21 protein-coding genes are annotated in these 24,321 nt (G+C 62.1%); 14 read left to right on the top strand and 7 right to left on the bottom strand.

What is annotated here, in order from left to right:
* Positions 1-128: 128 nt before the first annotated feature.
* A complete protein-coding gene (locus C4Q27_RS20035) occupies positions 129-674 on the top strand; it encodes a cytochrome b (RefSeq protein ID WP_020193552.1) in 546 nt (181 codons plus the stop codon).
* Here C4Q27_RS20035 and C4Q27_RS20030 read toward each other — a convergent pair.
* The 5 genes from C4Q27_RS20030 to C4Q27_RS20005 all read right to left on the bottom strand — a co-directional run bounded on the left by C4Q27_RS20030 (position 665) and on the right by C4Q27_RS20005 (position 6,973).
* Positions 665-1,558: a 1-aminocyclopropane-1-carboxylate deaminase/D-cysteine desulfhydrase gene (locus tag C4Q27_RS20030; protein ID WP_104887255.1), complete on the bottom strand. Its 894-nt coding sequence runs from the start codon at positions 1,556-1,558 to the stop codon at positions 665-667. The two genes, C4Q27_RS20035 and C4Q27_RS20030, sit on opposite strands and share 10 nt — an antisense overlap.
* A gap of 419 nt (positions 1,559-1,977) precedes the next feature.
* Entirely contained in the window at positions 1,978-4,014 is a 2,037-nt protein-coding gene (locus C4Q27_RS20020; RefSeq protein ID WP_104887254.1) for an NADPH-dependent 2,4-dienoyl-CoA reductase, read from the bottom strand.
* Between the two features lie 263 nt (positions 4,015-4,277).
* Positions 4,278-5,186, bottom strand: coding sequence for an AraC family transcriptional regulator (locus C4Q27_RS20015; protein ID WP_019437475.1), 909 nt, complete (start codon positions 5,184-5,186; stop codon positions 4,278-4,280).
* A 135-nt stretch (positions 5,187-5,321) separates the two neighbouring features.
* Positions 5,322-5,702 carry a hypothetical protein gene (locus tag C4Q27_RS20010; RefSeq protein ID WP_371919359.1) on the bottom strand — a complete coding sequence of 127 codons (381 nt, stop codon included), beginning with the start codon at positions 5,700-5,702 and terminating at the stop codon, positions 5,322-5,324.
* A 347-nt stretch (positions 5,703-6,049) separates the two neighbouring features.
* Positions 6,050-6,973, bottom strand: coding sequence for an NADP-dependent oxidoreductase (locus C4Q27_RS20005; RefSeq protein ID WP_029611774.1), 924 nt, complete (start codon positions 6,971-6,973; stop codon positions 6,050-6,052).
* Between the two features lie 511 nt (positions 6,974-7,484).
* Between C4Q27_RS20005 and C4Q27_RS20000 the strand changes: the two genes are divergently transcribed.
* The 3 genes from C4Q27_RS20000 (at position 7,485) to C4Q27_RS19990 (ending at position 9,624) form a co-directional block, all read left to right on the top strand.
* Positions 7,485-8,222, top strand: a complete 738-nt coding sequence (locus C4Q27_RS20000) for an SDR family oxidoreductase (protein ID WP_012053248.1) — start codon at positions 7,485-7,487, stop codon at positions 8,220-8,222.
* A 29-nt stretch (positions 8,223-8,251) separates the two neighbouring features.
* On the top strand, positions 8,252-8,506 hold the full coding sequence (locus C4Q27_RS19995) for an Atu4866 domain-containing protein (RefSeq protein ID WP_014754027.1): 255 nt from the start codon (positions 8,252-8,254) through the stop codon (positions 8,504-8,506).
* A 212-nt stretch (positions 8,507-8,718) separates the two neighbouring features.
* Complete coding sequence (locus C4Q27_RS19990; RefSeq protein WP_104887252.1) at positions 8,719-9,624, top strand: AraC family transcriptional regulator; 906 nt, start codon at positions 8,719-8,721, stop codon at positions 9,622-9,624.
* A 310-nt stretch (positions 9,625-9,934) separates the two neighbouring features.
* Here C4Q27_RS19990 and C4Q27_RS19985 read toward each other — a convergent pair whose 3' ends face one another.
* A complete protein-coding gene (locus C4Q27_RS19985; RefSeq protein ID WP_014859534.1) occupies positions 9,935-10,840 on the bottom strand; it encodes a LysR family transcriptional regulator in 906 nt (301 codons plus the stop codon).
* Between the two features lie 297 nt (positions 10,841-11,137).
* Between C4Q27_RS19985 and C4Q27_RS19980 the strand changes: the two genes are divergently transcribed.
* Genes C4Q27_RS19980 through C4Q27_RS19970 form a run of 3 tightly spaced genes read left to right on the top strand, consistent with a single transcriptional unit; the run spans position 11,138 to position 13,104 of the window.
* On the top strand, positions 11,138-11,902 hold the full coding sequence (locus C4Q27_RS19980) for an SDR family NAD(P)-dependent oxidoreductase (RefSeq protein WP_014859533.1): 765 nt from the start codon (positions 11,138-11,140) through the stop codon (positions 11,900-11,902).
* Between the two features lie 31 nt (positions 11,903-11,933).
* Entirely contained in the window at positions 11,934-12,221 is a 288-nt protein-coding gene (locus C4Q27_RS19975) for a putative quinol monooxygenase (protein ID WP_012053254.1), read from the top strand.
* A gap of 43 nt (positions 12,222-12,264) precedes the next feature.
* Complete coding sequence (locus C4Q27_RS19970) at positions 12,265-13,104, top strand: oxidoreductase (protein ID WP_104887251.1); 840 nt, start codon at positions 12,265-12,267, stop codon at positions 13,102-13,104.
* A 128-nt stretch (positions 13,105-13,232) separates the two neighbouring features.
* On the opposite strand, the gene C4Q27_RS19965 is transcribed toward C4Q27_RS19970, so the two are convergent.
* Positions 13,233-13,577: a hypothetical protein gene (locus C4Q27_RS19965; protein ID WP_104887250.1), complete on the bottom strand. Its 345-nt coding sequence runs from the start codon at positions 13,575-13,577 to the stop codon at positions 13,233-13,235.
* Positions 13,578-13,774: 197 nt separating this feature from the next.
* On the opposite strand from C4Q27_RS19965, the gene C4Q27_RS19960 reads away from it, so the two are divergent.
* The 7 genes from C4Q27_RS19960 (at position 13,775) to C4Q27_RS19930 (ending at position 24,293) form a co-directional block, all read left to right on the top strand.
* Positions 13,775-14,479 (top strand): molecular chaperone, encoded by a 705-nt coding sequence (locus C4Q27_RS19960; RefSeq protein WP_104887249.1) that lies wholly within the window; start codon positions 13,775-13,777, stop codon positions 14,477-14,479.
* A gap of 25 nt (positions 14,480-14,504) precedes the next feature.
* Positions 14,505-15,494 carry a fimbrial protein gene (locus C4Q27_RS19955; protein WP_012053258.1) on the top strand — a complete coding sequence of 330 codons (990 nt, stop codon included), beginning with the start codon at positions 14,505-14,507 and terminating at the stop codon, positions 15,492-15,494.
* A gap of 70 nt (positions 15,495-15,564) precedes the next feature.
* Complete coding sequence (locus tag C4Q27_RS19950; RefSeq protein ID WP_104887248.1) at positions 15,565-18,372, top strand: ATP-binding protein; 2,808 nt, start codon at positions 15,565-15,567, stop codon at positions 18,370-18,372.
* Positions 18,369-19,562 carry an EAL domain-containing protein gene (locus tag C4Q27_RS19945; protein WP_104887247.1) on the top strand — a complete coding sequence of 398 codons (1,194 nt, stop codon included), beginning with the start codon at positions 18,369-18,371 and terminating at the stop codon, positions 19,560-19,562. Before C4Q27_RS19950 ends, C4Q27_RS19945 begins: the two co-directional genes overlap by 4 nt.
* Positions 19,563-19,646: 84 nt before the next feature.
* Entirely contained in the window at positions 19,647-22,859 is a 3,213-nt protein-coding gene (locus C4Q27_RS19940; RefSeq protein ID WP_104887246.1) for a hybrid sensor histidine kinase/response regulator, read from the top strand.
* A 69-nt stretch (positions 22,860-22,928) separates the two neighbouring features.
* Positions 22,929-23,576, top strand: a complete 648-nt coding sequence (locus C4Q27_RS19935) for a response regulator (protein WP_012053262.1) — start codon at positions 22,929-22,931, stop codon at positions 23,574-23,576.
* A gap of 117 nt (positions 23,577-23,693) precedes the next feature.
* On the top strand, positions 23,694-24,293 hold the full coding sequence (locus C4Q27_RS19930; protein ID WP_012053263.1) for a fimbrial protein: 600 nt from the start codon (positions 23,694-23,696) through the stop codon (positions 24,291-24,293).
* Positions 24,294-24,321: the final 28 nt, after the last annotated feature.

The following is a 24,321-nucleotide window of genomic DNA, read 5'->3' as shown; positions in this document are numbered from 1 at the left end:
GCGAAGGGGCCGGTGGCTGGCAACACATTTTTCACAGACCTGGCGCAAAGATCTGTTTCCGGTAGCCATTAAAATGACTCCTGAGCGCCAGCAAGAGCGCCATTCAGACCTGATGACGAGGACCAATCATGGTTTCATCCCCCACCACCACCCATTACGCGCGCCTGTCCATCGCCCTGCATTGGCTGATGCTGGTGCTGCTGGCCGCTGTCTATGCCCTCATCGAACTGCGTGGCCTGTTCCCCAAGGACAGCGCCGAACGCAACCTGATGAAGGACCTGCACTTCATGCTCGGGCTCAGCGTGTTCGTGCTGGTCTGGCTGCGCCTGGCCATGCGCCTGAGCCGCCCGACTCCGCCCATCGTGCCCAAACCACCGGCCTGGCAGACCGGCCTGGCGCACCTGATGCACCTGGCACTGTACCTGATGATGATCGGCCTGCCGCTGGCCGGCTGGCTGATCCTCAGTGCCGCCGACAAACCGGTGCCGTTCTTTGGCCTGGAGCTGCCCCATCTGATCGGCCCGAACCCGGACCAGGCCAAGTTCATCAAAGGCTGGCATGAGCGTATTGGCAGCTGGGGCTACTGGCTGATCGGCCTGCATGCACTGGCCGGGCTTTACCACCACTATGTGCAGCGCGACAACACGCTGTTGCGCATGCTGCCCTACAAGTAACCGCGTCGCCCCTGCAGGCCACCCGTGTGTACGAAGATCAGGCGGCTGCCGGGCTTGAACAGCCCGGCAGCGACCTGATCACGCAAGGCCAGCAGAGCCTTGCCGGTATAGAGGGCTTCGAGCGGCACGCCAGTGCGCTGCTCGCAGTCGGCGATGAACGTCAGTAGCTCATCGTCGAACTTCCCGAAACCGCCACGGCAGGCGTCGTGTAGCTGGTAGCCGTGCGTGCCGGCCAGTGCTGCCACCGTCTCCGGCACCCCATGATCCCTGGGCACTGCCAGCGCGCCATGTACGGCATGTGCACCCGCCTCGGCCAGTACAAGGCCGGCCAAGGTAGTCCCCGTTCCGGCAGCCAGCCACCAGGCGTCATGGTCCGACCAGCCCAATCCCGCGATCTGCGCGCGCGCCTGCTGCATGATCAGCGCGCAGCCCTGCGCACCGGCCAGCCCGCCGCCCCCTTCGGGGATACAGTGCCAGCCTGGGTAGCGGGCCTGCCAGGGGGCCCAGAATCCTGGCTCGTTGCGCGCACGGTAGCCGCCGTAGCCTAGCCAATGCAGTTCCATGCCCAGCGCCTGCAGGTCACGCACGGTTGGCGTGTCCTGGGCATGGCCGCGTAACAGGCCGACGGTGGCGAAGCCGAAACGCTTGCCGGCAGCGGCCAAGGCGTGCAGATGGTTGGAATGGTTACCGCCGAGGCTGATCAGGCCTGGAGCATTGCTGGCGCCGGCCTGTTGCAGGTGGTGGCGTAGTTTGAACCACTTGTTGCCGCTGATCAGCGGGTCGATCAGGTCCAGGCGCAGAATGGCGGCCTGGACCTGGGCTTGTTCCAGCCAGGGCAAGTTCAGAAATTGCAGCGGTGCTTGGGGGAGGTCGAATACATGCATGGATCGCAGTTTACAGGGTAATCCCGCACGCGCTTGTAATCGATGACCTGCCCCCGCCGAGGCATCACAGTGCCAGGGTGGACGCGCATCAGTGGTTCGACACATGCATCGACGGCCCGGTATAGACCGTCGTAGGAGCGGGTTCACCCGCGAAAGGGCCGGGCCTGCTGGCCAATCTCCACCGGCCGTTCACCGTTGCCGCCGCCACCGTATTCGCGGGTAAACCCGCTCCTACATGGACCGGGGGTGGATACGCACCAGTGGTTCGACACAGGCATCGATGCCCCGGCACAGGCCGTCGTAGGAGCGGGTTCACCCGCGAACACCGGCAAAGCCGGTGCCATCCACCGCGTCACCTGTTTCGCGGGCATGCCCGCACACACACGTGCAGGTATCGGGCTCACGCAGCCCCGACGCCCTCAGAGTTCAGCCGCCAACCGCGAGCCTTGGTTGATCGCCCGCTTGGCATCCAGCTCGGCCGCCACATCCGCGCCACCAATCAGGTGCACCGACTGCCCCGCCGCCACCAGCCCTTCCTGCAGCTCGCGCAGCGGATCTTGCCCGGCACAGATCACCACGTTATCCACCGCCAGCACCTGCGGCTCGCCGCCGTCCACACGAATGTGCAGGCCGGCATCGTCGATACCCAGATACTCGACACTGTTAAGCATCTGCACCCCCTTGTTCTTCAACCCGGTGCGGTGAATCCAGCCGGTCGTCTTGCCGAGACCGTCGCCCACCTTGGATTTCTTGCGCTGCAACAGGTACACCTGCCGCGCCGGGGCATGCGGCTCGGCCTTGATCCCGGCCACACCACCTCGCGCCTGAAGGTGGGTATCGATGCCCCACTCTTTCCAGAATGCCGCTCGGTCCTGGCTGGTGGCCACGCCCTCATGTACCAGGTACTCGGACACATCGAAGCCGATACCTCCCGCGCCAATCACGGCCACCGACTTGCCCACAGGCTTGCGCTCGAGCAGCACGTCCAGGTAGCTGAGCACCTTGGCATGCTCCACGCCCGCGATGTCCGGGGTACGCGGGGCGATGCCGGTAGCCAGGATGACTTCATCAAAGCCGCCGCCCACCAGTGCCTGCACATCCACGCGGGTATTCAGGCGCAGGTCGACGCCCGTGCTTTTGACCTTGTTGCGGAAGTAACGCAGCGTTTCAAAGAATTCTTCCTTGCCCGGCACCCGCTTGGCCACGTTGAACTGGCCGCCGATTTCGCTGGCGGCGTCAAACAGGGTCACCGCGTGGCCCCGCTCGGCCGCTACGGTGGCCGCCGCCAGGCCAGCCGGGCCAGCGCCAACCACGGCAATGCGCTTCACCGTACGTACAGGCAGGTAGTTGAGTTCGGTCTCGTGGCAGGCCCGCGGGTTGACCAGGCAACTGGTCAGCTTGCCGCCGAAGGTATGATCCAGGCAGGCCTGGTTGCAGCCGATGCAGGTGTTGATTTCATCCGCGCGACCGGCAGCGGCCTTGTTGACGAAGTCCGGGTCGGCGAGAAACGGTCGGGCCATCGAGACCATGTCCGCATCGCCCTCGGCCAGCACCGCCTCGGCCACTTCCGGGGTGTTGATGCGGTTGGTGGTGATCAGCGGAATGCTCACCACGCCGCGCAACTTGGCGGTGACTTTGCTGAAGGCCGCACGCGGCACCTTGGTGGCGATGGTCGGAATGCGCGCCTCGTGCCAGCCGATTCCGGTGTTGATCAAGGTCGCGCCGGCCTGCTCGATGGCCTTGGCCAGCAGCTCGATCTCGTCCCAGGTGCTGCCCCCCTCGACCAGGTCGAGCATCGACAGGCGGAAGATGATGATGAAGTTAGGCCCTACCGCACCGCGTACCCGGCTGACGATTTCCACTGCCAGGCGCATGCGGTTTTCATAACTGCCGCCCCAGCGGTCGGTGCGGTGGTTGGTGTGCGCGGCGAGGAACTGGTTGATGAAGTAACCTTCCGAACCCATGATTTCGACGCCGTCGTAACCGGCACGCTGAGCCAGTACCGCGCAGTTGACGAAGTCGGCGATCTGCTTCTCGATGCCCGCCTCATCCAGCTCTTTGGGCTTGAACGGGTTGATCGGCGCCTGGATCGCGCTAGGTGCCACCTGCCGTGGGCTGTAGGCGTAGCGCCCGGCGTGCAGGATCTGCAGGCAGATCTTGCCACCAGCGGCGTGCACCGCCTCGGTGACGATGCGGTGCTTGTCGGCCTCTTCCTCGGTGCTGAGCTTTGCCGCACCGGAATACACCCCGCCTTCATCATTGGGCGCGATGCCGCCCGTGACCATCAGGCCAACGCCGCCCCGGGCGCGCTCGGCAAAGTACGCGGCCATGCGCTCGAAGCCGCCTGGGCGCTCTTCGAGGCCGGTGTGCATCGAGCCCATCAGGGTGCGGTTGCGCAAGGTGGTAAAGCCCAGGTCCAGCGGAGCAAGCAGGTGCGGGTAGCGGTCGGCGGCCATGGAAAGGTCCCCTGATGGCGTGATCACGGAATGCGGGCACCTCACTGGGTGGCGGGCCCCGTCGTTTGTCTGCCTGCGACATTAAACAGCCGTTTGAACGGGCTCAATGATCGAAACTGACAAGTTATTGATCCTGGCGCACAGCGAGACTGCTGAGGGCTGACGCATAGGCCCGACCGGTATCAATACCCCTACACTGCCCCCCTTTACTTGCTTGCGGGGCATAGGGGGAGCCTCTTTGCATGCCCGTTCCACCTTGCAACTCATCCCATCGATCGAATCTTGGCGATGTCCTTGCTTGGAGGGGCTCCGAACATCCGGCTGTATTCTCTGCTGAACTGTGACGGGCTCTCATAGCCCACCGTGAACCCGGCCGTGGAAACATCCAGCCCTTCTGAAATCATCAACCTTCGTGCGTGCTGCAAGCGCAGTTGTTTCTGGTACTGCAACGGGCTCATCGCGGTGATTGCCTTGAATCGGTGGTGAAGCGTGGAATTACTCAAATTGACATAGCTCGCCAACTCATCGATGTGCAACGGCTGCGCATAGTTGTTGTTCAACCATTCGATAGCTCTTGTCACTCGATGGGTCTGACTGTCGTTGATGGCTATCTCATGTAATCGCTGGCCCTGCTGGCCTTTGAGCAACCGGTAGAATATTTCCCTGAGGGCTAGCGGAGCCAATGCCGGGATATCGGAGGGCACATCCAACAGACGTACCAGTCGCAACATGGCATCAAGCAATGGGGTATCAATCCTGTCCAGATAGAGGCCGCGGCGAGATGGCTGGCTGGGTACGCCGATCGGGCTGACATCGGCAATCAGCTGAGCGATTTCTGCCGGGTCGATATCCAGGCGAATGCAGAAGTAGGGCCTCTGTGGAGAGGCCTCGATCACTTGCCCAGCCAGAGGCAGTGTCACAGAGACAACCAGATAGTTCAGTTGATCGTAGGTATAGCTTTCATCCCACAACTGGATCTGTTTCCGGCCCTGTACAATTATGCACAATCCCGGTTTATGAACCGTATGGATGACGTCTGTTGGCGTGTCGCTGCGTATGAAATGCAACGGATCAATCGCCGTTTGATAGACGCCGTATGTCGGAGCAAAACGTTGCATCGCTGATGCCAGTTCGGCCCTGAGGCGTGTCAGCTCATCGTCCAGATCACTCACTACCGTTACCTCCCCGTTCGGCTGTCCCGATTGCAGAGGATAGGTGGGTTCGCATCCATTTGGGTAGATGCCGAATGGATCATTTGATCTGCCAAAAGCCCGGTTTTTCCGGGCTTTTGGCGCAGCCCAGGCACATCAGGCATTGATGACTCGGTCCGAACCGTCCTCGGCTACACGCCGGTCGTTGAGTCGGTCTGCACCGTCCTCGGCGACCCGACGGCCATTGAGTCGGTCTGCACCGTCCTCGGCAACCCGACGGCCATTGAGTCGGTCTGCACCGTCCTCGGCGACCCGACGGCCATTGAGTCGATCTGCACCGTCCTCGGCAACCCGACGGCCATTGAGTCGGTCTGCACCGTCCTCGGCAACCCGACGGCCATTGAGTCGGTCTGCACCGTCCTCGGCAACCCGACGGCCATTGAGTCGGTCTGCACCGTCCTCGACCAGGATTGGTGCACACAGGTATTTGCAAGGTTTATGGGTCCAGTTGCCTTGCTCTTTGGCTGGAAGCGCCATCGAACTTGCGCTCAGAACAGTTAAGGCGACTCCAATCATCATTTTGTTAACATTTTTCATGACAGCGACTCCGAAATTAGCGATGGATTCGTTGCCGGTTGTCAGTGCAATGCGTGACGTTGATGCCTGTATGCTTCTAGGCTTGGTCGCTCTGATGGCCGGCAGCAGCAGTGGGTTCGCTTGCTGCTTGGGCTCAGATTAAGGCGGCGGTAATGAACCCGTTATGGGTTTCCTGCGATGATTTTGCACATTCCTGCGGCGAGGCATCTCGGGGCTCAGGCTTCAGGCAGGAGCAGGCATCCCTTTCCCAGGCTTTGCATAAAGAGCCTAATACAGTTAACCGCTGTTCAACGATTGACATCCAGGACACGCTTGCCGCGGGTATGCCCCCCTGAGCTCAGCGTTATAGCGTCGGTCACCTTGGAAAGTGGCATCACCTCAACCTCGACGCGCAACTTCTCCTCAGCAATCAATTGCGCGATCTGTGCTAACTGGCGCCCGTCCGAACGGGTAGCGAAATGTTTGCCGACAGCGTCGTGTTCAAGCGCCTTCTGCGGGTCGGGTGGGCTGACGGTAGATACAAGTACACCTCCTCGTTTGACAATCGTCCACGAACGGTCTTGCGTTTCTCCTCCTACCAGGTCGAGAACAACATCGATCTCTTCAGCCACGTCTTCGAACCGTTGCGCGGTATAGTCAATGACCTGCTGCGCCCCGAGTGAAAACAGGTAGTCTCGGTTGCCGGCCGAGGCCGTTGTCAATACATAGGCACCGGCCAGGCGAGCCAGCTGTACGGCGAAACTTCCTACACCTCCCGCAGCCCCGTGAATCAACACTGTTTGACCCGACTGTAGGTTGGCGTGTTCATGCAGTGCTTGCCAGGCGGTAAGCGCTGCAGCAGGAATGCCACTGGCGTGGAGGAGCGGCAGGCCGGCGGGCTTATGCGCAAGCCTGTCGGCGGCTACCACGGCCTGAGTCGCGTAGCCACCGACTATGCCTATGAAACCGAATACCTCATCCCCCACAACAAACCCGTGGACATTTTTGCCAACCGCTGCAACGGTACCGGCAACCTCGACCCCCGGCGTATAGGGCAAAGACAATGGGATGAATTGCTTCATTGCCCCTGAGAGGATCTTCCAGTCAATCGGGTTGACTCCACTCCCCGCGACATTGATTAAAACCTGGTCGTCATTGGGCACCAAATCTGGGACATCTTTGAGTTCCAACCCCTGAACCTGACCGTACTGTGCCACTTGGATAGCTTTCATAGTTTTTCCCATTGGTAAGGTGATGATGCCCCAGATGCTCTGTGGTGCTGCACTTCGACTACTGACGACGGGCGTCCAAGCTGAAGCGGCCTGCACCAAAAAAGCCACGGTCTGCAGCAAGCCACCGGCCATCGCGATGTTCTTGAAGAAATGGATGAACTGGGCCTGGTCGGCCAGCGCGCTGTGGAAAATCGCTGCGGTGAGAACACTGAACAACGCCAGTACGACTGCAGCAGTTCGGGTGAGAGTGTGGCTCCATACGCCTTTGCTTAATAGCCGGTTAGTTTCGGCATTTATGTTCGAATAAATAGAAAAGTTGTATCCGGTTCGTGCAGCCCTCAGACAGTCCAGGATCGGGCAAAGGGCTGACATAAGTCGCAGATCAATCATGCAGGATCGTGCATGACCGTCGCAGGAATCACATAACGCTGTTCCCCCCAGGATTCTTACTCTTGCCTTAACACCTGCCGTTCAGCAGGTGCCTCTGAAACCAGGAACAGGAGTGAGAAAAATGCACGGCATCGAACACAAAGTCATCGTGATTACAGGCGCCAGCAGTGGTATCGGCGAAGCCACAGCCCGCCTGCTCGCCAGCAAAGGCGCTCGCGTCGTTCTGGGGGCCCGCCGTACCGACCGCCTTGAAGCCCTGGCCGATGACATTCGTTCAGCAGGCGGTACCGCTGACGTGCTGGCACTGGACGTCACCAGCCTGGACGACATGCAGTCCTTCATCGATTTCGCTGTCGAATTGCATGGTCGCGTCGACGTACTCATCAACAATGCCGGCGTAATGCCACTCTCGAAACTGGAAGCGTTGAAGGTCAATGAGTGGAACCGGATGATCGACGTGAACATTCGCGGCGTACTACACGGTATTGCTGCAACGCTGCCGCTCATGCAACAGCAGCGTGCTGGCCAGATCATCAATATCGCCTCAATTGGTGCCTACGCCGTGAGCCCTACCGCTGCGGTGTACTGCGCCACCAAATATGCCGTCCGGGCAATTTCCGAAGGTCTGCGTCAAGAGGTCGGGGGTGATATTCGAGTCACGGTGATTGCACCAGGCGTTACCGAATCGGAGCTGGCCGACAGCATTTCGGATGAAGGCGGACGCACGGAGATGAGGGAGTTCCGCAAGATCGCGATTCCCGCTGCGGCCATTGCCCGTGCGATTGCCTACGCGGTCGAGCAGCCAGCGGATGTCGACGTCAGCGAGCTGATCGTGCGTCCAACCGCGAGTCCATTCTGATGCTCTATTGACGATAGCGAGGAACAGAGATGGGCAAGCCATATGGAAACCAGAACACATACGTTGGCATGTGGGTGACGGCTGACGGTCGGATCCGCCATGAACTCTTGCCCGGGGGCCGCTACGACGAAGCACGCGGTCGGCAAGCAAGTGCTTACCAAGGCCGCTATTGGTTGGAGGGTGATCACATCGAGTATGTCGATGACACTGGATTTACCGCTGATGGTGAGTTTCGCAACAATGTGTTGTACCACGCCGGGATGGTTTTATACCCCGAACGTTGAAGCGCAAGCCGGAATGGAGACATTCCGGCTTTGTCGTGACTCTGAACCCTGAAAGCCCTGCCGTTGCGTCCAGAGTGTGTTCTCACTGCCGTGACCAGATCAGGTGAAATACACCGCACTCTGTCCGCCTTGAACCTGTACCTGTCAGTACGGCACCCAGGAAGCGAGGCAGCTTTTATCCTGCGCACTCGCCAAAAAAGAGGGAGGACAATATGACCATGGATGTGACAGAGCGGACTTCTGCCCATGGTTTGGAGGCACACATCCGGGGCAAGCGAATTGCCGCTTCGGACGTGCTGGCCGACCGGGACATCTTGGTGCAGATTTTCAACCGGGAACGTGAGGAAGGTAACTTCATCGTCCCAGCGGTGGCCGAACCCTTGCTGGTCTGGATCATTTCGGGAAACGCTGCCGTACAGGAACGTGAGCTTGGGGGCCAATGGGAAACCAGCGAAGTTGCTAAAGGCGATTTCTTTTTGACCACTTCGGCGCAACCGTATGAGATGCGTTGGAACGTCTCCAGCGCAGACGACTTTGAAGTCATGCACATCTATCTCGGTGTCCCGCTCCTGGAAAAAGCCATCCATGAAATACTGGGCGGGCCTGTCGAGGCCGTTCGCCTGCGGGAAGTGTCAGGCGGGCGTGACGAAGGACTGTCGGTACTGCTGGAGCAGGTTCGGCTGGAACTCATGGGACGTGGCGCGAGCCCGCTGTATTTGCAGGGTCTGGCCCAATGCATCGCCGTCTACCTTGCCCGCAATTACCTGGATAGCTCAGCGGACGATCGCCCACGCCGCAACGCTCTCCCTGCGTACAAGTTTCGGCGCGTGCTGGCGGCCATGGAAGCCGATCTGGCAAGGGACTTCAATTTAAGGCAGTTGGCCGAGGTTGCCGGGATGAGTGAATGCCACTTCAGCCGAATGTTCAAAAAAGCCGCCGGATATTCACCCTTGCAGTTCTTCATCAGGTTGAGGATGGCTCGGGCCCGGCAGCTTCTCCTCGAGACCGATCAGAGCATCATCGATGTAGGCCTGGAGGTTGGGTATAGCAGTCACAGCCATTTCTCACAGGTGTTCAAACGCGAGGTGGGCGTAACGCCCACGCAATACCGCCAATAGGGGAACATGATGCCGTATAGAAGCTCGGCGAACGCATCGGTTTTTGTTACCGACCGCCCAGTGTGCCTTCAAGATCCCTCCAGCCGACAGCCAGGGGCTCAGCGAAGCGGCAACCGTGCAGCGGCGTTGCGTAAGCGCGAGCGACACCTTAACTGGCCAACGCAGGAAACGGCGCATTCAGTGCAACGGCAGCCCGGACCGGGTCGAAGTACTCACGGATAAAGGCAAGCTTGCCGTCCTTGACACGCACGAAGAGCACATACTCCTGTTCATAGATGCGCCGGGCGTCAGGTTCGACTTTTTCGAATGGTCAGGAGGATCGGGCCTGAGCCTTAAACCGTTCGATCAGCCATTTCGAGGCCGGGCCGGGAGGCGTGTCGGTGCGGTAAATAACATCGAACGCGTAATCGCCGCCAAAGCAGTCGGGCAGTTCGACTTGCACGAGGCGTCCGGTGGCCAGGTCATCGCGAACCATGTCTATCGGCATGTTGCCCCAGCCGATGCCTTCGCGAAGCAGCATGTGCTTGGCGCCCAAATCCGCCAGGCGCCACGTGCGTGTGCCGACCACCGCGAATTCCTGATCTTCAGTGAGCCGTGAGCGATCTGTCAGGACCAGTTGGACATGTGCGCGACCTGAGCCCGGCGGGTGTGGGCCCGGTTGCGCCAACGGATGGTCAGGCGCGGCCACCGGAACCAGCGCCACCTTACCTACGCCGATACGTTCAATGCCATCAATGCTTGTGGACAGAGGGCCACTCACACCCAACGTGGCGCCACGGTCGAGCACCCGTTGGGTCACTGCGCCAAGCGCCTCTATATGCAGGTGTAGGGATACGGTTGGAAACGTTACTCGGAAGGCTTTCAGCGCATCGACCATACGCTCGCGAGGCAACATTACGTCAAGCACGAGATGCACTTCGGCTTCAAGGCCATGCAGCAAACCGCGAACCTTGGCGCGCAGCCCGTCAATGCTGCTGTAGATGGTGCGCGCCTCGGCCAGCACTGTCCGGCCGGCGTCGGTCAATTGCGGCTTACGGGTGGTTTTGCGATCAAAAAGGCTGACGCCCAGCTGCAGTTCCAGGTTGGCAATGGAGTAGCTCACCACTGAAGTGGCGCGATGCAACTTGCGCGCTGCTCCAGCAAAACTGCCGACATCGACTACTGCAAGAAATACCCGCAGTTGATCGAGCGTTGGGGTACCCGGGTCTGAAATCATTGCTCTTCTCTCGAACGTTCCGACTCATATTATCTGAGGTTTGCAGGTAAGCCAGCGGGTCAAAGCCCCGATGAGCCAGGTGCCCCTGTGTTTACTCCGCTCCTCGATGGCGGGGTTGGCTGGCGATTCAAAGCATGATTCGCGCTTACGGACCGAGGGACTGCATATCGGCGCAAAATCCCGACAGCCTCGGCAAGCTTACGAAAGCCTCTCTCTGCGCGTTGCGCGACAGTAAAGCCGTCCCTTACAGGCTAGAGCCGGCGAATGTCTCCTCGGCTCACAACGCAGGAGAGCATCATGACTACTATCACGCCCAACATTCCCCATGAAGTCGAAGGCAAAGTCGCGCTGGTCACCGGCGCCGCCAGTGGCATCGGCAAGGCAATTGCGCTTTTGCTGCATGCACGTGGCGCCAAGGTCGTTGCCGAAGATATCGACCCTGCCGTAGAAGACCTCGCACGTCCAGGGCTGGTCCCACTGGTGGCGGACATCAGCGAAGATGGCGCTGCAGAACGTGCCGTCGGCCTTGCCGTCGAGCGGTTCGGCCGGCTGGACATCCTGGTGAATAACGCCGGGATCATCATCAACAAACTGGTCATCGACATGACCCGCGAAGACTGGGAGCGCATCCAGGCGGTTAATACCACCGCGGCCTTTCTGCATTGCCGCGAGGCAGTCAAGGCAATGATGCCTAACAAGTCCGGCGCAATCGTCAATATCGCCTCCTATGCCGCCTACTTCGCCTTTCCAACCATCGCGGCCTACACCGCCTCCAAGGGTGCGCTGGCACAGCTGACCCGTACGCTGGCACTCGAAGCCATCGAGTACGGTATCCGCGTCAATGCCATCGGCGTCGGCGACGTGGTCACCAACATCCTCAATGACGTGGTCGAAGACGGTCCTGGCTTTCTTGCCAAGCACGGCGAAGCGGCCCCCATCGGCCGTGCCGCACAGCCGGAAGAAATTGCCGAGCTCGTCGCGTTTCTCGCGTCCGAACGGGCCAGCTTCATGGTCGGTTCGGTTGTCATGGCCGACGGCGGCATGACCGTGACCGCCGGTTGATCGGTCTATCACCCATAAAGGAGCCCATAGCATGCTCACAAAGCTCGCGTTCTTCACCGCACGCCCCGGGCAAAGCGGTGCCCTCGGCCAGCGCCTGTTGGCGCTGGTCGGCCCCACACGGCAGGAGCCTGGCTGCGTCCGTTACGACATCTACCAATCGGGCGACTCGGTCGAGGGTTGGCTCGTTTACGAGGACTGGCACTCGTCCGAGGCCTTTGACGGACATCTGCAGACACCTTATGTGCAGGCCTTCATGACCGAACTCGACACGTTCTGCAGCGAGGTCCCCAAGGTCCATACGTTCGAGCGGCGCGCCTAGACGATCAAGCACTGAACCCGACCACTTGCAGGAGGACCCTCCCATGAGTACACAGAACACCTGGCTGGTAACCGGCTGTTCCACCGGTTTTGGCCGCCACATTGCAGCCCATTTGCTCAAGCAAGGCGAGCGCGTGGTTGTCACCGCACGCAAGACCGAACAGGTGCAGGATCTCGCCAGCCTCGGCCAATCGCTGGTACTGCCACTGGATGTAACCGATGCCGAACAGGCCAAGGCCGTGGTGGCTGAAGCTGAACGCGTATTCGGCAGGGTGGATGTACTGGTCAACAACGCCGGTATCGGTTACTTCGCCGCTGTCGAGGAAACAGACCCGCAGGCGGCGCGCCGCCTGTTCGACGTTAACTTCTTCGGCACCTCCCATATGATCCAGGCAGTGCTGCCCGGCATGCGCCAGCGGCGTCAGGGCATGATCGTGAACCTGACCTCCATAGGTGGGCTCGCGGGCTTCCCCGCAGTAGGCTACTACTGCGCGAGCAAGTTCGCTGTCGAGGGGTTATCGGAAACCTTGCGTGCTGAGCTTGAGCCCCTGGGGATCGGTGTCATGACGGTCGAGCCCAGCGCATTTCGCACCGAATGGGCAGGCTCATCGGGTGAAGTGCCGGAACCGATAGCGGATTACGAGGTTACCGCAGGTAAGGCGCGCCGTGCCTACCACGCTTCGGTCGGCAAGCAGGAGGGGGACCCGGCCCGTGCAGCTGCGGCGATTCATACTGCGGTTACTTCGCCTCAGCCACCACACCGCCTGCTGCTGGGCAACAGAGCATTCGATGTGGCGATGGCCAAGCTGTCCGCCATGCGTACGGAGTTCAGCCTCTGGGAAGCCACCGCTCGCGGCGTCGATTTTCCAGCGTCCCAGGTTTGAGAACCAGCGGCTCGCTTCCCGAGCCGCCATCCAAACGAACTGGCGGATTGCCTGTACGGCAATTCATGTTGTGTTGAGCGCTGAAGCTGAAGATGTTCTCCAAAGCGCGAGCGAGCGGCTGCCCGCCCTCAAGGTGAGGTCAGGATCACCACGTAATGGCCTTGGGTCAGCGGCTCGCCGCGCCCGTCGACCAGCCTGTAGGCCTGGTCGACCGTGGCCCCCTGATCGACGCGTACCGCCTGCACCGGCAGTGCCTGGCCGTCCACGCCCTCAATGCCGATGAGGCTGTCACGCGCCAGCGCCGGACAGTCATCCATGCGCCAACCGGCACTGCCCACGGTAGTCGTGCAGGACGGCTCGACGATGCTGCCAGTGAACTGCAGCATGCCCGAGGCGACGACGGCGCCTGCCTGGGCCTGACCGACCAGGGCCAGACTCATTGCAACACTCAATGCGAATCGCTTGCCGCTCATGGTTTCCACTCCCCGATACCCACGTTTGAGCCTATCGGATGAGCAGGGACCGGGCCGTCTGCGCGCGTGAGGCAGTTCACAAAGCAGGCATTTAAACCACGCGGCAATTTAAGAAACGTCTCAAAGCCGGGGGCGGCCCAGCTGTCTAGGATGCCCAGGCCCTTCCCAGTCACCCTCACCGGAGCCCTGCCCTGACCATGTCGCGCTTGCTTCATACCCTCTCGCGCCCAGCCATGGCGGCGCTGGTCCTGCTGGGCCTGGCGTCCGGTGCCTGGGGCCAGCTCAAAGTCGAGGGCACACGCCTCATTTACCCAGGCTCGAACAAGGAAGCAAGCATCAGCGTGGTCAATCGCAGCGACCTCGACACCGTCATGCAAAGCTGGGTCAGCAGTACCGACGAAAGCGCCGATGCGCCCTTCGCCATCGTCCAACCGTTGGCATTGATACCGCCCAACGGCCGGCACATGCTGCGAGTGCTGTACGCCGGCAAGGGCCTGCCCGAGGACAGGGAGTCACTGTTCTGGCTGAACATCCTCGAGATCCCGCGCAAACCCGAACAGGCCAATACCCTGCAATTCGCCGTTCGCCAGCGCCTGAAGCTGTTCTACCGCCCTGCCGGCCTGCCAGGCTCGGCCAGCGAGGCGGTCGAGGGCCTGGCATGGCGCGCACGTCAGCCTGGCCTGATCGAAGTCAGCAACCCGAGTGCCTTTCATGTTTCGCTGGTCAACCTCCAGCTCGACAGCCCCGGGCAGTCGCGCCAGCTTGCGGACTACGTCCTCCTGCGCCCGGGGGCATCGCTGACCCTCGAGGCGCCCTCGCCCCTGCCCGCGCAAAGTCGCGTGGCGTTCAGCGAACTCACCGATATCGGCCTGCAGAAGCGCCACCACATCGCGCTGCCGTGAACACACCGCCACAGGATACCCACTCATGAACCTGATCCGGAAACACTTGCTTGGCCTGCTTTTCGTCGCCGCCAGCTGCCCCGCCACCAGCTACGCGCTGTCCTGCAAGCTGGACCCGTCCATGGCGACGGTATTCAAGGAGGCACTGGGCACTGCACTGGCGGTACCGGCCGACGCGCCTGACGGCACGATCATCTGGGAGTCGGCACCACACTCGCTTCCGGTCATCTGCGCCGACGACTATGAAACCGGCATCAAGGAAGATGTCTATTTCTATGTCAACCCGGCCAAAGCCAGTATAGGCAAGGGCATACGGGTCGGGATTCGCTACGGCTCGCAGAAAATCACTCAGACTTCGGGCGCCGTCACCACTGGCTACAACTCGTTTCATGGTTGCGACTGGGCGAACTGTACAGGCTGGTACAAGGCCCGCTTCACCCTGAATTTTACGGTGTTCATCGAAAAGTACGGCGCAACGCCAACCAACGGACAAGCCAGCACGCTCAGCGAATACCGGGTATTCCAGCTGGACGGCGGGTACATGCTCAACCCCAAACCCGACAGCAACCTCAACTATGTCGTCACCGGCATGAACAACATCCGCTTCGTGCCTTGCTCTCCCGAGTTGACCATCTTGCCTTCGGTGGTCAATTTCCGCCGGGCCCTGGCCAGCTCGGCACAGGTCGGCCAGGTCGCCAGCTCGGCCAGTTTCAGCCTCGACCTGACCAGATCCTGCGACACGCCCTACACCGTCAGCGCCCGCTTCACCCCGGTCGCTGGCAGCGCCAGCGTCATCGACAAGCTGCTGGTGCCCGCCAACAACACCTCCGTCGGCATTGCCCTGACCCAGCAGGACAGCAACCAGCCGGTGCCTTTCGCCACCTGGTTCAAGCTGGCCGACCTGGCTGCGCCGGGCGTGATCCACAACCCGTTCCGCGCCGACCTGATCTGGCGCTCGGCGCCCATTTCCGGTCCGTTCGAAGCCACGGCGCTGGTCGACCTGTACTACCAGTAAAACCTTCGGCCAGGCGGCCTTTAAGGATCGTCTGATGTCCAGTTGCCAGCGGCCTGCCTAAATTTGCGGGATGCGACTCAAAGCCTACCTGCAACAGATCAACCCCCTGCTCTCCAACCCCGAGGCAGCACGCCGCCTGCTTCGGTTGCTGGCGATCGTGCTATCGGCCGGCATTCTCGGCGCGGCCTACAATTTCCTGTCCTTTACCTTCAACACCGATATCGCTCGGCGCCATGGTGCCATGAGCAGCGCGATCGCCGAGGCCCATACCTTCTTCACCAACCGCGAGGCGCTGCTGGAGAGCCTGAGCCTGGCAGCCGTGCGTCAAACGGCGCCGGGTGTCGACTGGCTGCCCCTGGCACCGGGCGAGGAAGTGCACCTGCAACTGGGCAGCCAGCCGGGCAAACGCTGGAGCCTGTGGCTGACCCAGCGCATGTGTGCCTACCTAGAGGCCCGGCGGGTCAACCTGCTGTATGTCGACACAGCGGCTCAGGCCCCCATGCGCTGGTTGTACAACGCTGACGCCCAGGCCTCGCTGCCTTCGCCCGCCCTGCTGGAGCAGTTGCGCGCTGCGGAACTGCGGGCCACGGCCCCTCGGGAACTGTGGCTGGCCGACCAGGGCGCCCAAGGTTCGCGCCTGTTCATCTTCCTGCGCCTGGACGCACGCGACCCGGACTCTGGCTGGCTAGGCCTGGAAATCGACAGCCAGGCAGTGTCGCCGTCGCTCGAGGATGCCAGCGCGGGTAAATTCATGATGTTCAATGCCGACGGCATGCTGGTGTTCACCAACACCCCAGGCCCGACGCTGGACCGTTCGCTGCGCCATCCCGTGGGTAACAACTTCTTCGGCTTCGCCGGCCAGGGGCTCCTGCCGGAGTACCTGGTCATCAGCAAGCCGTTGATGTCCTCGGACTGGCAACTGGTTTACGCGATCGACCTGTCCGCGATCCTTGCCGGTCTGTGGCAGCAACTGCTCGGTGCCCTGCTGTTCTGCGTGCTCAGCATCACCTTGATACGGGTGTTGATCCAGCGGTTCGACCAGCGCTTGTTCACCCCTACGGTCGAACGCATCCGTGCACTGGTGGAAAGCGAGATATTCAGCCGTGACGTCATCGAAACCGCCCCCGTCGCCCTGTGCGTGTTGCGCCGTAGCGATGGCCAGGTGGTGCTGGAGAACCACCTGGCCCAGCAGTGGCTGGGCCAGGACCCGGCACGCGGCGCGCGCAGCGCGCAATGGATCGAGCAGGCTTTCGAGCGACCCGAAGGCCAGTGCAGCGACTATTTCGAGAGTGCCGAAGGGCGCCACCTGTACCTGAGCTGCTCGCCAACCCGCTACAAGGGCGAGCCGGTGCTGCTTTGCGCGTTCAGCGACATCAGCGCACGCAAGCAGATCGAGGCCGCGCTGGAGGACGCCCGGCGCGCGGCCGACACCGCCAACGAAGCAAAGACCCAGTTCCTGGCGACCATGAGCCACGAAATCCGCACACCGTTGTACGGCGTGTTGGGTACCCTGGAGCTGCTGTCGCGCACCGTGCTCGACGCCCAGCAGCGCGATTACCTGCGGGCAATCGAAGGCTCCTCGTCAACCTTGCTGCAGTTGATCTGCGACGTGCTGGACGTGTCCAAGATCGAGGCCGGTCAGCTGGCCCTCGAACTCAGCGAGTTCAGTGCCCCGGACCTGGTCCGCGAGGTGGTCCAGGGCTACAGCGCGGCAGCCAGGAGCAAGGGGCTGCAGCTCTACAGCTGCCTGGACCCACGCCTGCCGGAACACCTGATCGGCGACGTCAACCGGATCCGCCAGATCCTTAACAACCTGCTGAGCAATGCGGTCAAGTTCACCGATTGCGGCCGCGTGGTGCTGCGGGCCAGGCTGCTCAACCGCGACGGCGAACGCTCCTGCCTGTTGTGGCAGGTCTCGGACACGGGCAAGGGCATCGCTGAACAGGACCAGCCGTTCATCTTCGAGCCTTTCTACCAGACCGAAGGCCATAGCCAAGTCATTCCCGGCACCGGGCTCGGCCTGCCGATCTGCCAGCGCCTGACGCAATTGATGAATGGCCAGCTGCGCCTGGTCAGCGAGCTGGGCCTGGGCAGCAGCTTCAGCCTGACCTTACCCCTGGAAGTGGCGTCAGGCCGCACCAGCGCCCCGTTCAACCTGCTGGGTGAACGCATTCACGTGGTATCGCCCGTACACGAACTGGCTGAAGCCATCAGTGGTTGGCTCTGCCGCTGGGGGGCGCGTGCGCAGGTCGGCGCGCCGGCGCCAGGCAGCGCCCTGCCCGGCGAACTGCTGGTCGAGCTGCATCCCGGCACTGTCGAACGCTGGCTGGTCGCCGAATGGCCCGGCCCGCGAATCCTGGCCAGCGCCCAGGACTGCTGGGAGGCGCGGCACGAGGCCGGTCACTGGCAGGTCAACCTCAACGACCTGGGCGCCCTGCACCATGCTGTCGGCCAGGCCCAGGGCCTGCGCCGTCCCAGGGACCCCGCCGCGCCGGCCCCCTTGACCGAGCCGCTCGGGCTGCACGTGCTGGTTGCCGAGGACAATGTCATCAACCAGTTGATCCTGCGCGACCAGCTCGAGGAGCTCGGCTGCAGCGTGACCTTGGTCAGCGATGGCGAGCAGGCCTTGCAAACCTGGCAGCGCGAGCATTTCGACCTGCTGCTGACCGACGTCAACATGCCCGGCACGAACGGCTACGAACTGACCCGGGCCCTGCGCCAGTTGGGCTGCACCCGCCCCATCGTCGGCGCCACTGCCAATGCCCTGCGCGGCGAGGAAGAACTGTGCCTGGCCGCCGGCATGGATCGCTGCCTGATCAAGCCCTTCAACCTGCAAGTCCTGTTCAACTGCCTGGCCCCGTATCGAGGTAGCCCTTGAAGACCTTTAACATCCTGATCGTCGAAGACCACCCCTTCCAGCATATGTACCTGCAACACTTGTTCAGCGAGCTTGGCAGCTTCAACCTGGAAGCAGCCCGGGATGGCCAGGAAGCGCTGGAGCGCCTGCGCCAGCGTGACTTCGACCTGGTGCTGACCGACCTGCTGATGCCCGGCATGGACGGTGTGCAATTCATCCAGCACCTTGCCGGCCTGCGCCACAAGCCAGGCCTGGCGATCATGAGCGTGGCCTCGCGGCGCATGCTCATGGCGGCGAGCCTGGTGGCCAAGAACCTCGGCGTGGACGTGCTCGGGCTGATCTCCAAGCCGGTCGAACCCGCCGCGCTGCGCAGCCTGATCGACCAATTGCAGTTGCACCATCAGGCACCGGCCCAGGCGGTACCGGCCGCGCCCGAGTTCGATCGCCAGACCTTGGTCGATGCCTTGAACAACCGAGCTTTTCAGGCCTGGTTCCAACCCAAGAAGTCCTTGCACAATGGTCGCATCGTCGCGGCAGAGGCCTTGGTGCGCTGGATGCACCCGGAGCAAGGGGTGTTGCTGCCAGGCACCTTCCTGCCAACGATCAATGCCTTTGGCCTGGAGGAAAGGCTGCTGTGGGTGATGCTCAAGCAAGCCATGGATGCCCAGGCGCGCTGGCGCGAACGGGGCTATGACATCCCGGTTTCGATCAACCTGCCGACCCACCTGCTGAACAGCCATGACCTGGCCGACCGGCTGCTGGAATTCGTCCTGCACCACCAAGGCGTGCCCGGCAAGCTGTGCTTCGAGCTGATGGAATGCTCCATTCCCGAAGAGCTGAGCAACTTCTATGCAGGCGCCTGCCGCTTGCGCATGAAAGGTTTCGGCCTGTCCCAGGACGACTTCGGCAAAGGCTACAGCTCGTACATGAGCCTGGTCTCGACGCCCTTCACCGAACTGAAGATAGACCGGGCGCTGGTGCAGCGTTGCGATGAAAGCGAGAGCCTGGCCTCGGCCTTGGCCAGCATCGTTGCCCTGGGTCGCAAGCTCGGGCTCACCGTGGTCGCCGAAGGGGTCGAGACGCCTCAGGAGCTCGAAATGCTGCGCAAGGTCGACTGCAACCAGGTGCAGGGCTTTTTGATCTCCCATGCCGTGTCGGCGGAACAGTTCCAGCGCCTGCTGCACAACGACGGTCCCCCGTCAGCCTACTGACCGGCTGTAACTCTCAGCGCCGGCCGGGCATCAAAGGTAATATTCGTTGGGTATCGATGCCCCCACGCCCTTGCGGACCCTTGCATGAAACAGTACAACGCCCTGCTGGAAAACCTGGCCCGCAGCTCTCTGCGCCTGAACAAAGGCATGACCGTCCTGCTGGGCCTGGCGCTGCTGCTGGCCGGCTTCAGTCTCTGGTCGCTCGAGCGCCTGATCGACGAACACAGCGACACGGTCAGCATCCACTTCGCCCGGCTGATGGAGAATGTACAGGAGCAGGAAACCTTCCTTGAGGCCCTCGTGCAACGCAGCGCCAAGGGGGAGTTGCTCGACTACCCACGTGCGCTCGAGCCGGCGCTGGCACCCATGCCCGAGGAAGGGCCGGACATCTACAAGGGCCAGATCTTTCCATTTTCCATGCCGTTCAGCCTCAAATTCGACCCACGCAACCTGGCTGACCGCGAAGTATCGGACATCTTCACCCTGGGGGCGAACCTGGCCAGCTTCTACAGCATGTTCTGGTCGGCCTCTCCGTACCGTTCGCCACAGGTGTTCCTGTTCTCGCCGGATGCCCGTTACGACATCACGGTTCCCGCCGCAGGACGCGGGCGGGGCAAGCTGGAGAATGAACCGTTCATCGATGTGATCAGGCAGGTCATTGTGCGCCAGCCTCAGGACAAGGACTGGGGCCCAGGCAGCAGGATCGTCTGGCGCAGCTATGTCGAGCAGCCGGACCAGGCCTCCCCGCCACGCGTGCTGGCCTACGCCAACGTCCCCCTGCGCTCGGGCAAGGCAGAGGGCCAAGCCACGCAAGTTGCATCGCTGGTGGACCTGGCCCAGATCGATGATTTCGAACGCATCATGGACTGGACCGTGTATGACCACTTTAACCTCATCACCCCATCCGGCGAGGTGCTGATCGGCGCGCCCGCGCCCCTGAAGGGGGTGCATGAAGGTCTCAACATCAAGCCCGAAGGCCTGGTGTTCCGACTCCACGAACAGGCCAACGGTGGCTGGAGTGCGATCTACACCGTGACCTACCGGCACTTCTTCCGTTACGCGTTCTGGTCGCTGGCCGGCATCGCCGCCACGTTCCTGGTCCTCATCGGGCTGGGCCGGGTGGTCATCCGTTGGTATCAGCGCCAGGTCATCCTGCCTGCGCGCGCGGCTCACGAGATCATCACCGAGAGCGAGGCCTTCAGCCGGGTGGTCATCGACACCGCCCCGACCGGCCTGTGCGTGGTCCGCAGCGCCGACAACGAGGTGCTGCTGGAGAACCAGCGGGCGCAGCAATGGCAGGGCACCCGCGAGCTGGTCAGCACCCTCGCCTCGGCAGTGGGCAGCACCCGCAGTGGCGAGCACTATCTGCAGGTCGAAGGCCGCCACCTGCAGGTCGGTTTCGTATCCACCCGCTACCACGGCGAAGACGTGCGCCTTTACGCATTCAACGACGTCACCCGCCATGTCGAGGACGCCCAGGCGCTCGACGAAGCCCGGCGCGCCGCCGACGCCGCCAACACCGCCAAGACCCTGTTCCTGGCCACCATGAGCCACGAGATCCGCACCCCACTGTACGGCGTGCTGGGCACCCTCGAGCTGCTCGGCCTGACGCACCTGGATGCACGCCAGCAAGGCTACCTGCACACTATCCAGCGCTCCTCGGCAACCCTGTTCCAGCTGATCAGTGACGTGCTCGACGTGACCAAGATCGAATCCGGGCAGATGGCGCTCGAACCCGTGCCGTTCTGCCCGCTGGACATGCTCGAAGACACCGTGCGCACCTATCGCGCCTTCGCCGAGCGCAAGGGCCTGTTGCTCTATGCCTGCCATGACGCCCGCCTGCCGGCGCAGGTGGTGGGCGATCCGATACGCATCCGCCAGATCCTCAACAACCTGCTGAGCAACGCCATCAAGTTCACGGACACCGGCCGGGTGGTACTGCGCACCCGCGTGCTGGCGCTCGACGACACCCACGTGCGCCTGCAATGGCAGGTTGCCGATAGCGGCATTGGCATTTCCCAGGCGCAGCAGGCCAGGCTCTTCGAGCTGTTCTACCAGGTCGCCGACGCCTCCAGCGAGGGCGGTGCGGGCCTCGGCCTGCCGATCTGCGGCTGGCTGGCCGACATGATGGGTGGCCAGATCAAGGTGGTCAGTGAGCCGGGCCTGGGCAGCAGCTTTTCCCTCAACATCAGCCTGCCACTGGCCCAGGGGGAGCTGAGCGACTGCCCAAGCGTAGTGCCCGACCCGACCCCGGTGTATGTGCGTGCGCCGATACCGGAGCTTGCCCAGCATGGCGTTGACTGGCTGCAGCGTCTGGGTATCGCCGCGACCCTGACGATTCCCCCCCTGGAGAAGGACAACCACCAGGCCCTGCTGGTAGACCTGCTCGACTGCCCGGACGCTGCCACCTGGCATGGCCAGCGGATCTGCGCCAGCAGCGACGGCCCTGCCCCCGGCGCGTTCATCGACGGCTGCTGGCGGGTGGATCTGCATGACGTGCGGGCCATCGCCCAGCTCATCGCGGTCGTGCGCCAGGGCGGGTCGCCCGCTGACCAGAACACCGCGCATCAGCAACGCGCCGCTCTGCGCCTGCATATCCTGGTGGCCGAGGACAATCCGATCAACCAGGCGATCCTGCAGGAGCAACTCGAGGCGCTGGGCTGTACCACGGTGGTCGCGGCCAACGGCGAACAGGCCATGCAACGCTGGCAGCCAGGCCTGTTCGACCTGGTCCTGACCGACGTAAACATGCCGTTGATGAATGGCTACGAACTGGCCAGGACCCTGCGCCAGCACGACGCCCGGTTGCCGATCATCGGCGTCACCGCCAATGCACTGCGAGAAGAAGGCCAGCGCTGCCTCGAGGTGGGCATGAATGCCTGGATGGTAAAACCTTTGAGCCTGCAGGCGTTGCGCAGCCATTTGGTCCGTCTGTGTCGGCCAGCACTGGCCGAAGCGCCCAGCCGTGCGCAAGCGGACAGCCTCAACGCCTCCCCCTCCCCTGCAGCCACCGATACCGTGCAAGTTTCCGACGCCATGCGCGCGCTGTTCATCACCACCCTGCGCGAGGATATGCAGCAGTTGCGCCTGGCCCTTGAGCAAGGCGACCAGCGGCGCCTTGGCGAGCGCCTGCACAGCATCGCCGGCGCCCTGGGCGCGGTACAGGCCAGGTCCCTGGCCGAGCAGTGCTGTGCACTGGAGTCCGCGCTGGCCGAGTCGCCGCTCGACGCGGCCCTGGCCGATAAGCTGGGGGGGGTGCTGGACAGGCTGTCAGCAATACTCGATGCCCTCGCATAGAATCAACTTCAGCGCTGATAGCGCATGGAAACAACCCTCCCATCCGCACCGGCTAACGGGTCGTCTTTTATGGAAAAACTCAAGGTCATCATCGCCGACGATCACCCCATCGTGCTGCTCGGCGTCCGGGAACTGGTCGAACGCGACCCACGCTTTAGCGTGGTCGGCGAAGCCGTCTGTTCGCAAGGGCTGATCGAACTGCTCGAACGCCAACCCGTGGACATGGTCATCTCCGACTACAACATGCCGGCAGACTCACCCTACGGTGACGGCCTGAAACTGATCGACTACCTCAAACGTCACTATCCCGCCGTCCGCATCCTCGTGCTGACGATGATTTCCAACCCGCTGATCCTGACACGGCTGCAGGAACTGGGCGTGGACGGCGTGATCCAGAAGAGCCAGTTGCATGGCGAAATCGAAAAGGCCCTCAATGCCGTCGCCCGCAACAGCACCTACCGGGCGCCGGCACCGGCAAGGCAATCGGTGATCGCCTGTAACACCGCCATCGATCAACGGGTGGAAAACCTGTCACCCAAGGAATTCGAAATACTGCGCCTGTTTGTTGCCGGACAAAGTGTCAGTGAGATCGCCCGCAGCCAACATCGAAGTACCAAGACCATTAGTGCACAGAAAGTTTCCGCGATGCGCAAACTTGAAGTGAACAGCGATCAGGAATTGTTGGCCTATTGCCTGGCGAGTCATATCTTTAATTAACTAGCGAGCGTCATTGTTCCACCATTAAGATTCGTCTGATGGGCCAGAGAAACCACCTGACTTATTGTGAGCGGGCATTAAGTTGCAGCACTTACTCACTCTCATGTGGACATCAATATGAATAAATTCTCCCTGGCCGCCCTGACCCTCTCGCTCCTGACCGCTTCGGCAGGCGCACTGGCCGTCGAGGCCACCGGGCCAGTCAACGGCGGCAGCGGCAAGATTTCCTTCACTGGCGTGATCAACAATGACGCCTGCTCGGTCGATGGCGCCAACGCCGACCGCGTGATCGCCGTAGACATGGGCAGCGTCTCGATCAAGGACATGGGCACCGCCGAAAACCCGACGGCTGGCCGCGTGACCGGCAAGGACTTCAACCTCAACGTCAACTGCAACCTCGGCACCAAGGTGGCGATGATCTTCGATGCCAACAGCGGCGGCTCGGGCCTGGTGACCGGCAAGAAGGTCCTGGCCCTGACCAAAGGCACCGGCACTGCTGCCAACGTTGGCATTGCCCTGCTCGACCCTAATGGCAACCTGATCGACCTGAGCTCGGCCGCCACCGCCAAGATCCAGAGCGATGTACACGGCACTGGCGCCGAGGGCGGCGACGCTACCCTGAGCTTCTCTGCGGCGTACGTGACCACTGGCGCCGCCGGCACTGCCACCGCCGGTCGTGGTGACGCCACCCTGCCATTCATCCTGCAGTACGAGTAATCACTTCGGCGCTGCTCCCTGCGCGAGG

Source organism: Pseudomonas sp. SWI36, from assembly GCF_002948105.1.
In the GTDB taxonomy this organism is placed as follows: Bacteria; Pseudomonadota; Gammaproteobacteria; order Pseudomonadales; family Pseudomonadaceae; genus Aquipseudomonas; species Aquipseudomonas alloputida.
Note: the sequence above shows the minus strand (reverse complement) of the source record. Positions and strands in the feature narration are given on the sequence as shown.

Coding starts and splice junctions, on each gene's coding strand:
- C4Q27_RS20035 (WP_020193552.1), top strand. CDS start 129: ATGGTTTCATCCCCCACCACCACCCATTACGCGCGCCTGTCCATCGCC.
- C4Q27_RS20030 (WP_104887255.1), bottom strand. CDS start 1,558: ATGCATGTATTCGACCTCCCCCAAGCACCGCTGCAATTTCTGAACTTG.
- C4Q27_RS20020 (WP_104887254.1), bottom strand. CDS start 4,014: ATGGCCGCCGACCGCTACCCGCACCTGCTTGCTCCGCTGGACCTGGGC.
- C4Q27_RS20010 (WP_371919359.1), bottom strand. CDS start 5,702: ATGGCGCTTCCAGCCAAAGAGCAAGGCAACTGGACCCATAAACCTTGC.
- C4Q27_RS20005 (WP_029611774.1), bottom strand. CDS start 6,973: ATGAAAGCTATCCAAGTGGCACAGTACGGTCAGGTTCAGGGGTTGGAA.
- C4Q27_RS20000 (WP_012053248.1), top strand. CDS start 7,485: ATGCACGGCATCGAACACAAAGTCATCGTGATTACAGGCGCCAGCAGT.
- C4Q27_RS19995 (WP_014754027.1), top strand. CDS start 8,252: ATGGGCAAGCCATATGGAAACCAGAACACATACGTTGGCATGTGGGTG.
- C4Q27_RS19990 (WP_104887252.1), top strand. CDS start 8,719: ATGACCATGGATGTGACAGAGCGGACTTCTGCCCATGGTTTGGAGGCA.
- C4Q27_RS19985 (WP_014859534.1), bottom strand. CDS start 10,840: ATGATTTCAGACCCGGGTACCCCAACGCTCGATCAACTGCGGGTATTT.
- C4Q27_RS19980 (WP_014859533.1), top strand. CDS start 11,138: ATGACTACTATCACGCCCAACATTCCCCATGAAGTCGAAGGCAAAGTC.
- C4Q27_RS19975 (WP_012053254.1), top strand. CDS start 11,934: ATGCTCACAAAGCTCGCGTTCTTCACCGCACGCCCCGGGCAAAGCGGT.
- C4Q27_RS19970 (WP_104887251.1), top strand. CDS start 12,265: ATGAGTACACAGAACACCTGGCTGGTAACCGGCTGTTCCACCGGTTTT.
- C4Q27_RS19965 (WP_104887250.1), bottom strand. CDS start 13,577: ATGAGCGGCAAGCGATTCGCATTGAGTGTTGCAATGAGTCTGGCCCTG.
- C4Q27_RS19960 (WP_104887249.1), top strand. CDS start 13,775: ATGTCGCGCTTGCTTCATACCCTCTCGCGCCCAGCCATGGCGGCGCTG.
- C4Q27_RS19955 (WP_012053258.1), top strand. CDS start 14,505: ATGAACCTGATCCGGAAACACTTGCTTGGCCTGCTTTTCGTCGCCGCC.
- C4Q27_RS19950 (WP_104887248.1), top strand. CDS start 15,565: ATGCGACTCAAAGCCTACCTGCAACAGATCAACCCCCTGCTCTCCAAC.
- C4Q27_RS19940 (WP_104887246.1), top strand. CDS start 19,647: ATGAAACAGTACAACGCCCTGCTGGAAAACCTGGCCCGCAGCTCTCTG.
- C4Q27_RS19935 (WP_012053262.1), top strand. CDS start 22,929: ATGGAAAAACTCAAGGTCATCATCGCCGACGATCACCCCATCGTGCTG.
- C4Q27_RS19930 (WP_012053263.1), top strand. CDS start 23,694: ATGAATAAATTCTCCCTGGCCGCCCTGACCCTCTCGCTCCTGACCGCT.